Raw genomic sequence first — 13,828 nt, forward strand, 5'->3', positions numbered from 1 at the left:
TCAATGATTTCGTCAAATTTCTTGATCTATGATGAAGTGCACCTCTTGCCGCTCGATCGGCACCGCGCAGACCGAGCACTGCAGCACCGGGGCCAGCACGGTGCCGCAGTCCTTGTGCACGATCTCCAGCCCCGACCCCTCGGGTGCGGGCAGCCAGCGCTGGGCCCAGTCCACCAGCAGCGCGAAGACGTCGAAGAAGGCCGTACCCCGCTCGGTCAGGCGGTAGACCGCGCGTCCGGATCCGGCGTCGTCGACGGACTCGAACACCCCGAGCTCGCAGAACCGGTGGAGCCGGTCCGCCAGGACGGTCGGCGCGATCCCGAGTTCCCCCAGGAAGTCGGTGAACCGGCAGACCCCCAGGAAGGCGGCGGCGAGCGTGGTGGTGCTCCACCGGTTTCCGATGATCTCCATCGAGTCCGGGCAGTACGCGAGCAGGTCGGTCCGGATCTCGGTGGGGACGGTCCGCCGGTGGTGCCGACGGGCGCCCAGCGCGGCGAACGAGGCGAACGGGCCGCGGTCGATCCGCACCCGGTCGGCGACGACCGCCTGGTGGCAGGTGCCGCAGGCGAGGTACGGATGGGTCGGCTCGCCGCAGATCCGGTGGTGCAGGACCGGCAGCGGCCCGAGCCCCGTGCGATCCGCCCAGTCCCGCTCCCAGATGGAGATGGCCACCAGGATGATCCACAGCTCCAGGCCCCGCTCGGTCAGCCGGTACTCGAACCGGGTCCGCCCGTTGCGGTACGCGGCGGTGGTGAGGATGCCGTTGCGCACCAGCTCCTTGAGCCGGCTGGAGAGCACCGACTCGGAGATGCCGAGTTCGTCGCGCCATCCGGCGAAGGTCCGGATACGCAGGAGGAAGGCGCGCTGCAGGATGAGCAGATTCCAGCGATCGTTCAGGAGGAGCAGTGCCTGGCCGAGCGCGCTGAGGCCGCGCTGGTCCCCGGCTTTCGCGACGTCCACGCCGCAGTCCGCCCTCATGTCCGAATTTGTCCTTTCTTCGATCCGCGTGACTCCCTTAGGCGGGCAAACGACGAAGATGTACGGCCACGACGGCCGTCGACACTGAGATTAGGGGAATTCTTCTCTTTATGCGGTCCGCCAAACCCATGCATAGCCTCGGACATTGCGCGCTGACTTCTTTTATCGTAGCTTTCATGATATTGAGAGGAGTTATCGGATGACGACTGAGCGGCCGGTGGCGATCGCCCAGGTCATGGACGAGTCCGGCGAGCCCAACCCCTACCTGCTCGGTGTCTACGCGCCCGTCCAGGACGAGATCAGCGCTTCAGATCTGGAGACCGTCGGCGAGATCCCCCGCGATCTTAACGGGGTTTATTTACGCAACGGACCAAATGCCCGATTTCCGATGCGGGGCCGATACCACTGGTTCGACGGGGACGGCATGCTCCACGCCGTGCATTTCGAGGACGGCCGGGCCCGTTATCAAAACCGGTTTGTCCGGACCAGGGCAGTTACGGCCGAATCGGCGGCCGGACGTGCCCTCTGGGCCGGGGTCATGGAAAACCCGCGTGCCAACCCTCCCGGCAACTCCCGCGGGCTCCCCTTCAAAGACACCGCGAACACCGATGTCGTCTTCCACCGGGGCAAGGTCCTCGCCACCTGGTATCTGTGCGGAACGCCGTACGCCGTCGATCCGCTCTCCCTGGAGACCATCGGCGCCGAAGACTTCCTCGGCACCCTCACCGGAGACCTCTCCGCCCACCCCAAGGCCGACGAAACCACCGGAGAGCTCTTCTGGTTCGACTACGGCGCCCGCCGGCCGTACCTGCGCTACGGCGTCGTCGGGCCCGGCGGTACGGTCGAGCACCTCGTCGAGCCGGACCTGCCCGGCCCACGCCTCCCGCACGATATGGCGATCACCGAGAACCACGCAGTCCTCATGGACCTCCCCCTCTACCAGGACCCCGAGGCGGCACGGCACGGGCGGTACAAACTCACCTTCAACCGCGAACTGCCCGCCCGGTTCGGGGTGATACCCCGGCGAGGCGCGGCCCACGAAATCCGGTGGTTCGACGCCAAACCCTGCTACATCTACCACGTCGTCAACGCCTGGGAGGCCCCCGGCCCCACCGGGGAGACCGAGATCGTCATGGACGTCTGCCGGGTCTCCCGGCCCGCCCCCTCCGGATCCGGGAACCCCCTCTCCCGCATGCTCTCCTACCTCAAGCTCGACGCCCGGATGTACCGGTACCGCTTCAACCTGGCCACCGGCCGGACCGCGGAAGGCCCCGTGGACGGCGACCACAACACCGAGTTCCCCTCGATCGACACACGCCGGACCGGCCGCCCCACCCGCTACGCCTACAACGTCGCCGTCAAGCGGTCCGCGACCAATCTCTTCGACGGCCTGCACCGGTTCGACAACCTCACCGGCGCCGTGCAGACTCATCGCTTCGGCGAACACCGGTACGGAAGCGAGGCCCCGTTCGCCCCGCGGGACGGCGGGACCGAGGAGGACGACGGCTACCTGATCACCTTCGTCGTCGACGAACGGGAAGGGAGATCCGAGGTGCAGATCCTGCACGCCGCCGACCTCGCCGCCGGTCCCGTGGCACGGGTGCTCCTCCCGGTCCGGGTCCCGCTCGGCTTCCACGCCACCTGGATCCGCCGCGACCAGCTGACCGGGAGCCGCCCGTGACGGGGTCAGCGGTCCGGTACGGCGATTCGGAGCGCGTGTGACCTCGGTGGGCGTTTCGCTGGGGCTGTGGGGCGACCGCCCGGCCGGCGAGGCGCTGACCACCGCGACCGCCGCCGACGACCTGGGCTATCCCGAGCTCTGGATCGGGGAGATGGCGACCTACGACGCCTTCGCCCTCGCCACCTCGATCGGGCTCCGCACCCGGCGGATCGCCCTCACCGTCGGCCCCCTCCCCGTGGCCGTACGGGACCCCATGATGATCGCGATGGGAGCCGCCTCGGTCGCCGACCTCACCGGCAGGCCCGTCGGCGTCGCGGTGGGGACCTCCAGCCCGGTCGTCGTCCAGGACTGGCACGGCCGGCCCCGGGTCCGGGGCGACCTGGCGCTCCGGGAGTCGGTCCAGGCGCTCCGCCCCCTGCTCGCCGGGGAGAAGGCCGCCGTCGACGGGCGGATCCTGCGAACCCGCGGCTACCGGCTGCGCCTCGCCGCACCCCGGTCCCCGATCACCGTCGCCGCCTTCGGGCCGTCCGCCGTCGCCGTCGCCGCCGAACTCGCCGACCGGATGGTGCTCAACCTGGTCACCCCCGACTCGGCCGCGCGGCTGGTCGCGCTCATGCGGGACCGGACGCCCCCCGGCCGTACCGCCCCGAAGGTCGCGGTCTGGGTGAGCGCCGCGGTCGACCCGGACGCCGAGGCGGTCGAACGGGTCCGCAGAGCCGTCGTCGGCTATCTCGCCGCGCCCGGATACGCGGAGGCGTTCGCCGAGGCGGGCTTCGCCGACGTGGTGGCGTACGCCCGAGGCCGTCCCCACCCCCGGGAGCTCCTCGCCGCGATCCCCACCGCGCTGGTGGAGTCCGTCGCGCTCCTCGGCGACGCGGAGCGGATCCGGCGCCGAATCGCCGAGTACGCCGCGGCGGGCGTGGACGAGATCGCCCTGCTCCCGGTCTGCACCGACGCCGACCCCGGCGGGGCGGGCACCCTGCGCGCGCTGGCCGGCCCGGTCGAGCGGAAACCGGCGGGTCCGCGGCAGGGCGTAGAGTGCCGATCATGACAGTCGCCCCCGGCCTGCGCGCCGAGGTTCAGATCACCGTCGAGGCGAGCGACACCGCGATCGCGGTGGGGAGCGGGGACGTCCCCGTCCTCGGGACACCCCGCCTCCTCGCCCTCGCCGAGCAGGCCACCGTGCGCGCCGTCGAAGGACTGCTGCCGCCGGGGACGACCTCGGTCGGCACCTCCGTCGCCCTGGAACATCGCGCCGCGAGCCCGATCGGGGCCACGGTGGACGTCACCGCCGAGCTGATCGACGTGGACGGGCGGCGGCTCGTCTTCACCGTGACCGCCCTGGACGGCGACACCGTCGCCGGGACGGGGCGGATCGAACGCCTCGTCGTCGACCGGGACCGCTTCCTGGCCAGGCTCGCGCGCTAGACGTGGTCGATGACGGCGATCAGGTCGCCCTCCTGGACGACGTCGCCCTCGGCGACCTCGATCTTGGAGACGACCCCGGGTTCCTCGGTGACCACCGGGATCTCCATCTTCATCGACTCCAAGATGATCAGCACGTCGTTGCCGCCGACGACGTCCCCCTCCGCCACGACGACCTCCAAGACGCTGCCCACCATCTCCGCATGGACCTCCGCCACCGCCGACTCCCCTCCTGCGCGACCGGCACTCCGCCGGTAGGACCGAGATTCGATCACAATCTCACCCGGGAGACGAGCCCCGGGCCGCAACCCGCGGCTAGGCCCTGAATCCGCGGTCGACCACCCGGGTCATCGCCTCGACGGCCCGGGCGTCGTACTCGCTCCCGGAGTCGAGCCGCATCCGATCCAGCGCGGCCGCCGCCCGGTCCCGGTCGGTGGAACCCCCGACCAGGTCGTCGTAGGCGTTCGCGGCCTTGATGACGCGGCTCGCCAGCGGTGGCCCCTCGTGCGGGGAGTCGCACTGCCTGCGGACGATCTCCGCCACCCGATCCAGGACCCCGGTCTTGCTGATGACCTCGGCACCCAGCTCGGCGATTCTGCGGGCCTGATCCCGATCCGTGAGCACCGTCGCACCGCCCGGGATCGGGTCGCGGAGCGAGAGCTGGCCGATGTCGTGCATCAACGCCGCGTACTCCAGGTCCAGCAGCTCCGGCTCGGCCAGCCCCAGCTCCCGGCCGACCGCGACCGCCAGCCGGCTCACCCGCAGCGAATGCCCCTGCTCGACGTACCCGCCCACCTCGGTCACCCGGGAGAGCGCCCGGACCGTCTGCAGATAGGTCGACCGGATCTGGGCGTACTTGCGGAACGCCACCTGCGAGACGAGCAGCGGCGCCGCGAACACCAGCAGGGCGGCCATGTCCATGCTGTGCGAGCCGAGGGCCAGCAGAATCCCCGACGCGCCCACCGCGGTGCCGAGCGGGGCGGCGTTGCGCAGCTCGTCCCGGGCCGCGACCCCGAAAGAGGTGCGAACCTGCTCGGCCCGGAGCAGCGCGGCGATGCCGGTGTCGATCAGGACGGCGAAGACCACCAGCGCCGACATCATCCCGAGCGGGATCCACCACGAGTCCCCGGGCGAGCCGATCATGCCGGCCAGGTTGTCCGCCACCGGCCGGTAGGCGAAGGCCACCATGGCGCCGGAGAGCAGCCGCCGGGACATCGCGTCCAGCCGGGGCGGCCGGTTCACCGCCAGATGCGGCAGCGCTCCGGCGATCATCCCCACCGACATGACCGCGACGACCTGAAGCGCCGAGTGGTCCACCCGGATCCCGCCGACGTCGATCAGGAGCGTGTAGCCGAACGCGGCCGCGGTCGAGATCGGGGCGACCTCCCGGTTGCCGGGCATCGTCAGCCGGGCGAGCTCCCCCACCGCGATCAAGGCGCCGAAGCCGACGGCCACGTGCGAGTCCGCCAGGCCGACCACGGCCGTGTGCGCGATGGCCGCGACCACCAGCATGCCGGCCGCCGCGATCAACAGCAGCTGGCCGGAGTCCAGGGACTGCCACGCCGACCGTCTCTCCGCCACCATGGGGTTCATCGCTTGAGTTCTCCTGACAGTCTTCGCCCGGTGCGCGGGCGCACCGGCGGCTACCGCTCCGAGACCACCTGGATGGGCATGGTCGGGTCGTCGTGGTCCTTGGTCACCACATCGTCCTCGGGCGGCGGGACGGGCTTGGAGGTCTGCCACCCCTCACGCGTCACCGCCTTGATGAACGCGGCGACCATCTCGGGGTCGAACTGGGTGCCCGAGCCCTTGCGAAGCTCGTCGATGGCCACCGGCACCGGACGGGCGCCCCGGTAGGAACGGTCCGAGGTCATCGAGTCGAACGCGTCGGCGACCGCGATGACCCGGGCGAACTCGGGGATCTCCAGCCCGGCCAGCCCCATCGGATAGCCGCGGCCGTCCATCTTCTCGTGGTGGTGCATGATCCCGGCGTACGCCTCGTCCAGGAAGTCGATGCCCTTGACGATCTCCAGCCCCCGCATGGGGTGCAACTGGATGGCGGCGAACTCCTCCTCGGTCAGATCCCCGGACTTCTGCAGCACCTTGGTGGGGACGCCGAGTTTGCCGACGTCGTGCAGCATGCCCGCGTACCGGATGGCGCTGAGCCGCTCCGGCCCCATGCCGATCTCCCGGGCGATCATCACCGACGCCTTGGACACCCGTTCGCTGTGCCCGCGCGTGTAGAAGTCCTTGGTCTCGACCGCCTGGCAGAGCGCCGCGATCGTGGCGTCGTAGGCGCGCTGCTGCGCGTGGTACTGCCCGAACGCCCAGCGGGCGACGAAGAGGGGGAGCAGCACCAACGCGGCGGAGATGGAGTGCACCGTCGCCCAGAGTCCGGCGATCAGCAGGCCGAACGTGGCGTACCCCAGGTAGGAGATGAAGAACTGGGCCAGGCCCCAGCGGCGGAGCTGCCCGGTCTGCACGTCGCCGGTCAGCCGGAGCAGCAGCCCCATCATGAGGACGTTGAGCAGCACGTAGGTCGCGGCCGCGGCGGCGAACGGACCGATCAGGTCCGCGAAGTGGGAGGGGTCGTCGGGGACCCCGGTCTCGCCGCCGAGTTCGGCGTACACCCATCCTGAGGCGTAGCCGCAGAGCGTGAACTGGGCTCCGTTGTAGAGCCGTTTCACCAGCGGCAGACCGGGCCGGACACTGAGCAGCGCGATCGCCCCGACCAGCGCCGCACCCTCCGCGCCGAGCAGGATCACCGCGGCCAGGCCCGCGGAGAAACTCAGCGAGACGGCGGCGTTCTGCACGTTGAGGAGGGTCGGCACGGACTCGCAGACCAGGAAGAGGAGCGCGAGCACCACCAGGGCGGGCCACTCCTGTGGCTCGATGCCACCACGGGCGATGACCAGCCCTGCTGCCACGACGAGAACGATGAGATACAGCCGGGCGGGCCACGGCAGTCCACGCATTGCGGCCCCCTCGCGAGGTCTCGGCCCCGTTTCCGGGGGCAGCCGAGGTTTCTTACAGCACGCTCAGGTCCAGGAGATGCCCTCGGGCCCGGATGTCCCGGTCACGAAGAGAACCACCGAGAGGAGCAGCAGCAACGCTCCCACCCAGGTGGCCTTTGCCTTAAACATGCTCAGCCTCCAGATTAGATCCTTTTACCCCGGTACCCGATGCGTTCAGCGCAGGCGGGGATCGGAAATCAGGCTACAACGATGATGCCCCTCCGTAGTGGGTTCTCTACGTTTCGTGCGCGAATCGTGAGCAAGGCGTGAACAAGTCGTCACCCTCAGCTATTCACCCATTCGCCGCCTACGACGACCGCGCCCACTCCACGGTGGCCTTCAGGCCGTCGACCAGCCCGGTGCGCGGCTCCCAGCCCAGGCCGTCCAGGGCCGGAGCGGGGTCCACCGCCATCGCGGGGAGGTCGCCCAGGCGGGCGGCGGCGAACCCGGGGTCGTCCGGGGCGCCCACGGCCGAGGCGACCAGGGTGTGCAGCTCGCGGTCGGTGGTCTGCCGGCCGGTGCCGATGTTGAACCGGCCGCCGGTGCCCGCGTTCCCGCAGGCCCGGGCGAAGGCGTCCACGACGTCGGTCACGTGGACGTAGTCCCTGGTCTGGGAGCCGTCGCCGTAGACCACGGTGGGTGCCCCCTTGAGCAGGGAGTCGGTGAAGATCGCGACGACGCCCGCCTCACCGTTCGGCGACTGGCGCGGGCCGTACACGTTGGCCAGGACCAGCGTGGTGGAGTCCAGGCCGTACAGCGCCTGATAAGTCCGCAGGTAGACCTCCCCGCTGAGCTTGGAGGCCGCGTAAGGCGACCGCGGCTCGAACGGGGAGTCCGCCCCGACCGGGAGCTCCGACGGACGTCCGTACACCGCCACCGAGGAGGTGTGGACGACCTTGCGCGCCCCGCTCAGCCGCGCCGCCTCCAGCACGGCCACGGTCCCCTCGACGTTGAGCCGGGCGTCCCGCACCGGGTCGGCGACGCTCTCGCGCACGCTGATCTGGGCGGCCAGGTGGCACACCACGTCGGGGCCGAAGTCGTCGGCGACGCCCGTGAGGGCGGGGTCCCGGATGTCGAGCCGGGTGAAGGAGAACGCCGGTCTGGATCCGGCCTCCCGGAGGTTGGCCAGGCTCCCCGTGGACAGGTCGTCCACCCCGAGCACCTCGTGCCCGTCGTCCAGGAGCCGATCGGCGAGGGCCGATCCGATGAATCCGGCCGCACCGGTCACCAGCACACGCACGACATCCTCCAGCCACCCGGGGCGGGCCCGCGGGGCCGCGGGCTCACTCGCTCTCGCCGAGCTCCGCCCGCACCTGCCGGATCCGGCTCAGCACCTTGGTACGCAGGTCCTGGGGCACGGGGTCGGATCCGCAGTGCTTGGCGACGAGCTGCTTGACGGCCTGCTCCAGACCGTACTCTCGCAGACACGGAGCGCACTCGTCGAGGTGGATCCGGATGTCGTCGCAACGGCCGGCCTCGAGCTCGCCGTCGATGTAGGCGTAGACCCGCGCGAGCACGTCGCCGCAGTCGGTCTCGTGGGGCTCGTCGCCGATCATCCCCGCACCTCCCCTGAGGAACGCACGAGACCGCGCTCCCGCGCATATCCCTCAAGTGAGGAACGCAGCATCCGGCGTCCCCGGTGCAGACGCGACATCACGGTCCCGATCGGGGTGCCCATGATGTCAGCGATCTCCTTGTACGGGAAACCCTCGACGTCGGCGAGGTAAACAGCGATCTTGAATTCCTCGGGAAGGGCGGCGAGCGCTTCCTTGACGTCGGTGTCCGGAAGATGCTCAAGCGCCTCGATCTCAGCGGATTTCAAACCCGCGGAGGTATGCGACTCCGCCCGGGCGAGCTGCCAGTCCTCGACCTCCTCGGTCCCGGCCTGTTTTGGCTCGCGCTGCTTCTTCCGGTATGCGTTGATAAAGGTGTTGGTCAGAATGCGATACAGCCACGCTTTGAGGTTGGTCCCCTGCGTGAACTGGTGGAAGGACGCAAATGCCTTGGCGAAGGTCTCCTGAAGAAGATCCTCCGCATCCGCTGGGTTACGCGTCATCCGGAGCGCGGCAGAGTACAGCTGGTCGAGATACGGCATCACGTCGTTCTCGAACCGGGCACTGCGCTGCTCCAGAGTCTCCGCGTTGGTCGCCGAGACCTCACCCACCCCCTCTAGCACGGCATCGTACGTAGACGAGGATATCCGTACGCCGCCCCTCGCCGGATCGGCAGGTCCCGGTCCGGACCGCGGCGGCCGCTCCAACACCGTGAGCATAGGGCGGGAACCTCCAAACGAAGATCTTGCGTTATCCGGTTGTACGCCCGCTGCAACACCCGCCGTCCGCCATCTGTTCCCACCTCGACGCGGGGTGACGAACACGTCGAGGTGGGGAAAAAGCTACATATCGGTCATGTCTGCACGGGAGCTGCTGTGCTGCCCATTCCCGCTATACAACTGAACGGTACCGGCACCCTCGGGCCGTACTGGACCTTCTACCGGGCCGTCGCCATGGCCCAGCTGACCGAGTGGCTGCCCACCCGCCCCTCCGTCATCGCCGACGTCTCCGGCGGCCTCGCCGAACTCCGCGGACGCTGGTCCCCCCAGGCTGCCGCCGGAGGCCACCGCGTCCTCGAAGTCCACGACTTCCGCACCGCGTCCTCCCCCGGTTACCAGCAACTCCGGGAGACCTCCTCAGGGGTGGTACGGCGGGTGCGCGCGGACTCGCTCGCCTTCCTCCCCGACGCGTGCGTGGACGCGGTGGTCGCCGAGGAACGGGCGCTCTCCCTGGAGCTCATGACCGAGTCCGCCGTCGAGGACATCGCCAGGATCCTGCGGCCCGGCGGCCGGCTGTTCACCTGCGTGGACTCCCTGGTCCTCGGCATGGCGATCCTCGCCGAACAGCACTACTGGGCCCACCTGCGGCATACCCAGGAAGTCATGCTCGTCCCCTGGCCGGACGGGAGCATCACCCGCTGCTTCTCCGCCGGACAGCTCCGCGAACTCCTCACCGAGGCCGGGCTGATCGTCGAATGGATCCGGCCGCGCACGGTGCTGTCCCCTTCCGTCGTCGACCACGTCCTGGCCGTGGACGAACTCGCGCTGGACCGCCTGGTCCGCACCGAACTCGACACCCGCCAAGACGAGGACGACGCCATCGGCATCCACCTCGTCGCCAGCGCCCGGCGCCCCTGACCGGCCCGCGTCACCGCCGGGCGCGCTCCAGGCGGCTCTGGCACACCACACACCTGGAGGCCTCCGGACGGGCCTCCAGGCGGCCCTCCGGAACCTCCTTGCGGCAGTCCACGCAGGCGCCGTACGTCCCCTCCCCGATCCGGCGCAGCGCCTCCCGGACCGCCTTCCGCTGTCTCTCCGCGACCTGGAGCATCGCCGCGGTGCGCGCGTTCTCGGTCAGGTCCGAGCCCGCGTCGGCGGCGGATCGATCCGGCAGACCGATCTGTTCACCGGAGAGCACCCCGATGGACCTGTCCAGATCGACGAGCATCGCCTCCAGGCGTGTGCGAGCGGCCGCGGGATCCACGATTCCGCACCTCCGTGAGGGGTCTGGGGGGAGAGATCGGCCCTGTCAGAACAGGGCTATTTCTTCGCCTTTATTACCCTCATCGGCTATCGGATCTAACAGCTCAGGACCGTTATTTCCCACTTTGTTGACCGCAGGCGACACGGCATACGCCGTGAGCCGTCGCGGCGCGGCCGGAACAAGCAGGTGCTTGACCTCCTCGACGTCGGTGAGCTGCGGATCCAGCCAGTCCGCCCAGCGCTCCGGCTCGATCGTCATCGGCATCCGCTCGTGGATGTGGCCGATCTCGTCCTCGGCCGAGGTCGTGATGATCGTTACGGTCCAGAGCCAGGCCTGCGGGTCCTCCTTGGGCCGACTGGGATCGCGCCAGTACTCGTACAGCCCGGCCATGGCCATGATCCCGCCGTCGGCAGGATGGATGAAATAGGGCTGCTTGTACGGCTTCTTCCCCTCCTCTCGCTCCACCGGGTACCACTCGAAGAAGCCGTCGGCCGGGAGCAGGCAGCGGCGCGCGGCGAACGCCTTCCGGTATGACGGCTTCTCCGCCACCGTCTCCACCCGGGCATTGATCAGCTTGCTCCCGATCGAGGGATCCTTGGCCCACGACGGCACCAGCCCCCAGCGCACGACCCGCAGCTGCCGTACCCCGCGCAGGTCGGCGTCCCCTTGGGGCGAACGGGTCAGCACCGCGTAGACGGGCTTGGTCGGCGCCACGTTGTAGTCCTCGCGGAGCTCCTCGGGCGTGGCGTCCTGCTCAACCTCAAACTCCTCCAGCAGCTCGTGTCGCTGCCGTGCGGAGACGTATCGACCACACATAGAACAAACATGCCAGACGGCGGTGACGATCCGGGGAAACCGGCCCCGCCGGAGGCCGGAACGGCCCCTGGCGAAGGCCTTGAACGCCCTCACCGTACCGATAGGCTCAAGGCCATGACCGCGCTCCTCTGGCCTGCCCCGACCGCGTCCGCACCGGTTGACGCGACCGTGCGGCTGCCCGGGTCCAAGTCCATCACCAACCGCGCGCTCCTGCTCGCCGCCCTCGCCGACGCGCCCGGGGTGGTCCGGGGTGCCCTGCGCAGCCGGGACGCCGACCTCATGGTCGACGCGCTGCGTTCCCTGGGCGCGGGCTTCGCCGGTACGGCCGAGGAAGGCTGGCTGGTCACCCCCGGCGCGCTGCGCGGGGACGTCTCGGTCTACGTCGGCCTGGCCGGCACGGTCATGCGGTTCGTCCCCCCGGTCGCCGTGCTCGCCGACGGCGAGGTCCGCTTCGACGGCGACCCGCACGCGCGCAAGCGTCCGATGCGGGCCCTGCTGGACGCCCTGCGCGCCCTCGGCGCCGACGTCGACGGGGACGCGCTGCCGTTCACGGTCCGCGGGCGCGGCTCGATCCGCGGCGGCGAGGTGACCCTCGACGCCTCCGCCTCCTCGCAGCTCGTCTCCGGGCTGCTCCTGTCGGGCGCCCGCTTCGACGAGGGCGTCACCGTGCGCCACCAGGGTCCGCCGGTCCCCTCGCTCCCCCATATCGAGATGACCCTGGCCATGCTCCGCGCCGCCGGGGTGACCGTCGACGACTCGGTGCCCGACCGCTGGCGGGTCGAGCCCGGCCCGATCAAGGGCGGCGAGGTCGTCGTCGAACCCGACCTCTCCAACGCCGCCCCGTTCCTGGCCGCCGCCCTGGTGACCGGGGGCCGGGTCACCGTTCCCGGCTGGCCCGCCGAGACGACCCAGCCCGGCGACGCGCTCCGGGGGTTGCTCACCGCCATGGGCGGCAACGTGCGGCTCGGGCCCGAAGGGCTCACCGTGACCGGTACCGGGCGGATCGACGGGCTCGACGCGGACCTGCGCGACGTCGGCGAGCTCACCCCGTCCGTCGCCGCGCTCGCCGCGCTCGCCGGATCCCCCTCCCGGCTGCGAGGCATCGCCCACCTGCGCGGGCACGAGACCGACCGGCTCGCCGCGCTCACCAAGGAGATCAACGGCCTCGGCGGCGACGTCTCCGAGACCGCGGACGGCCTGGAGATCCGGCCCCGCCCGCTCCACGGCGGCGCCTTCCACACCTACGACGACCACCGGATGGCCACCGCGGGCGCGATCATCGGCCTCGCCGTCACCGGGACCCGGGTGGAGAACATCGCGACCACGGCCAAGACGCTCCCCGGCTTCGACGCGATGTGGACCCGGATGCTGGGGGAGACGGCCTGAGACGGCGGGAGTACGACGAGGACGACGTCCGGATCCGGCCCGGACGTGGCTCCCGGCCGCGCACCCGGCGGCGCCCCGGCCACGTCGACGCGGTCGTCGGACTGGTGACGGCCGTGGACCGCGGCCGGTTCACCTGCCTGGTCGACACGGATACGGTCACCGCGATGAAGGCCAAGGAGCTGGGCCGCAAGGGCATCGTCGTCGGCGACCGGGTCCGTATCGTCGGGGACGTCTCGGGACGGCCCGACGCGCTCGCCAGGATCGTCGGGGCGGAGCCCCGGACCTCGATGCTCCGCCGTACCGCGGACGACACCGACCCGGTGGAGCGGCCCGTCGTCGCCAACGCCGACCAGCTGGTGATCGTCACCGCCCTGGCCGACCCCGAGCCGCGGCCCCGCATGATCGACCGATGCCTGGTCGCGGCCTTCGACGCCGGCCTCACCCCGCTGCTCTGCCTGACCAAGGCCGACCTGGCCTCGCCGGACCGGCTGCTCGCCGCCTACACCCCGCTGGGGGTTCCGTACGTGGTGGTGGAGCGAGGCTGCCCGCTGGAGGAGATCCGGGGCAGGCTCGCCGACCGGATCAGCGTCCTCGTCGGGCACTCCGGGGTCGGGAAGTCCACCCTGGTGAACGCCCTGGTCCCCTCGGCGGCACGCGCCGTCTCGCACGTCAACCCGGTCACCGGCCGCGGACGCCACACCTCCTCCTCGGCCGTCGCGCTCCCGCTGCCCGAGGGCGGCTGGATCATCGACACCCCGGGCGTGCGGAGCTTCGGCCTCGCCCACGTCTCGACCGACTCGGTGCTCGCCGCCTTCCCCGATCTGGCCGAGGGCGCTGCCGGGTGTCCCAAGGGCTGCACCCACCTCGGCGACGGGTGCGCGCTCGACGCCTGGGTCGCGGACGGACACGCCGAACCGGCCCGGCTGGAATCGCTGCGCCGCCTCCTCGGCAGCCGCGAGGGGGCGGGCGAGGAATGATGACCGAACCGGGAG

The 13,828-nt window shown here is 70.6% G+C and carries 15 protein-coding genes; 6 read left to right on the top strand and 9 right to left on the bottom strand.

Going from position 1 to position 13,828, the window contains the following annotated elements; genetic code table 11:
- Positions 1-12: 12 nt before the first annotated feature.
- A complete protein-coding gene (locus RUR_RS28825) occupies positions 13-978 on the bottom strand; it encodes a winged helix-turn-helix transcriptional regulator (RefSeq protein ID WP_283138364.1) in 966 nt (321 codons plus the stop codon).
- A gap of 199 nt (positions 979-1,177) precedes the next feature.
- Between RUR_RS28825 and RUR_RS28830 the strand changes: the two genes are divergently transcribed.
- Genes RUR_RS28830 through RUR_RS28840 form a run of 3 tightly spaced genes read left to right on the top strand, consistent with a single transcriptional unit; the run spans position 1,178 to position 4,087 of the window.
- Positions 1,178-2,659 carry a carotenoid oxygenase family protein gene (locus RUR_RS28830; RefSeq protein ID WP_283138365.1) on the top strand — a complete coding sequence of 494 codons (1,482 nt, stop codon included), beginning with the start codon at positions 1,178-1,180 and terminating at the stop codon, positions 2,657-2,659.
- Between the two features lie 37 nt (positions 2,660-2,696).
- Positions 2,697-3,710 (top strand): LLM class F420-dependent oxidoreductase, encoded by a 1,014-nt coding sequence (locus RUR_RS28835; RefSeq protein ID WP_283138366.1) that lies wholly within the window; start codon positions 2,697-2,699, stop codon positions 3,708-3,710.
- The gene (locus tag RUR_RS28840) at positions 3,707-4,087 is read left to right on the top strand and encodes a thioesterase family protein (protein WP_283138367.1); all 381 of its coding nucleotides are present in this window, start codon (positions 3,707-3,709) and stop codon (positions 4,085-4,087) included. Before RUR_RS28835 ends, RUR_RS28840 begins: the two co-directional genes overlap by 4 nt.
- Here RUR_RS28840 and RUR_RS28845 read toward each other — a convergent pair.
- From RUR_RS28845 to RUR_RS28870, 6 genes are all read right to left on the bottom strand, one after another.
- A complete protein-coding gene (locus RUR_RS28845; RefSeq protein ID WP_283138368.1) occupies positions 4,084-4,302 on the bottom strand; it encodes a biotin/lipoyl-binding carrier protein in 219 nt (72 codons plus the stop codon). The genes RUR_RS28840 and RUR_RS28845 overlap by 4 nt on opposite strands.
- Positions 4,303-4,399: 97 nt before the next feature.
- Positions 4,400-5,677, bottom strand: a complete 1,278-nt coding sequence (locus tag RUR_RS28850; RefSeq protein WP_283138369.1) for an HD-GYP domain-containing protein — start codon at positions 5,675-5,677, stop codon at positions 4,400-4,402.
- Positions 5,678-5,727: 50 nt separating this feature from the next.
- Complete coding sequence (locus tag RUR_RS28855; protein WP_283138370.1) at positions 5,728-7,059, bottom strand: HD-GYP domain-containing protein; 1,332 nt, start codon at positions 7,057-7,059, stop codon at positions 5,728-5,730.
- A 346-nt stretch (positions 7,060-7,405) separates the two neighbouring features.
- Positions 7,406-8,338, bottom strand: coding sequence for an NAD-dependent epimerase/dehydratase family protein (locus RUR_RS28860; RefSeq protein WP_283138371.1), 933 nt, complete (start codon positions 8,336-8,338; stop codon positions 7,406-7,408).
- A gap of 43 nt (positions 8,339-8,381) precedes the next feature.
- The gene (rsrA, locus tag RUR_RS28865; RefSeq protein ID WP_283138372.1) at positions 8,382-8,654 is read right to left on the bottom strand and encodes a mycothiol system anti-sigma-R factor; all 273 of its coding nucleotides are present in this window, start codon (positions 8,652-8,654) and stop codon (positions 8,382-8,384) included.
- A complete protein-coding gene (locus RUR_RS28870) occupies positions 8,651-9,262 on the bottom strand; it encodes a sigma-70 family RNA polymerase sigma factor (protein WP_283138373.1) in 612 nt (203 codons plus the stop codon). The genes rsrA and RUR_RS28870 overlap by 4 nt, the downstream gene beginning before the upstream one ends.
- Positions 9,263-9,526: 264 nt before the next feature.
- Here RUR_RS28870 and RUR_RS28875 point away from each other — a divergent pair, with 264 nt between their 5' ends.
- Complete coding sequence (locus tag RUR_RS28875; RefSeq protein ID WP_283138374.1) at positions 9,527-10,288, top strand: methyltransferase domain-containing protein; 762 nt, start codon at positions 9,527-9,529, stop codon at positions 10,286-10,288.
- A 10-nt stretch (positions 10,289-10,298) separates the two neighbouring features.
- Here RUR_RS28875 and RUR_RS28880 read toward each other — a convergent pair whose 3' ends face one another.
- On the bottom strand, positions 10,299-10,634 hold the full coding sequence (locus RUR_RS28880; protein ID WP_283138375.1) for a TraR/DksA family transcriptional regulator: 336 nt from the start codon (positions 10,632-10,634) through the stop codon (positions 10,299-10,301).
- 45 nt (positions 10,635-10,679) lie between these two features.
- Positions 10,680-11,450 carry an SOS response-associated peptidase gene (locus RUR_RS28885; RefSeq protein ID WP_283138376.1) on the bottom strand — a complete coding sequence of 257 codons (771 nt, stop codon included), beginning with the start codon at positions 11,448-11,450 and terminating at the stop codon, positions 10,680-10,682.
- Positions 11,451-11,564: 114 nt separating this feature from the next.
- Here RUR_RS28885 and aroA point away from each other — a divergent pair, with 114 nt between their 5' ends.
- A complete protein-coding gene (gene aroA / locus RUR_RS28890) occupies positions 11,565-12,836 on the top strand; it encodes a 3-phosphoshikimate 1-carboxyvinyltransferase (RefSeq protein WP_283138377.1) in 1,272 nt (423 codons plus the stop codon).
- Complete coding sequence (rsgA, locus tag RUR_RS28895) at positions 12,806-13,813, top strand: ribosome small subunit-dependent GTPase A (protein ID WP_283138378.1); 1,008 nt, start codon at positions 12,806-12,808, stop codon at positions 13,811-13,813. Before aroA ends, rsgA begins: the two co-directional genes overlap by 31 nt.
- Positions 13,814-13,828 lie beyond the last annotated feature (15 nt).

The sequence above is a fragment of the Rhizohabitans arisaemae genome (assembly GCF_025996515.1).
Lineage (GTDB): Bacteria > Actinomycetota > Actinomycetes > Streptosporangiales > Streptosporangiaceae > Rhizohabitans > Rhizohabitans arisaemae.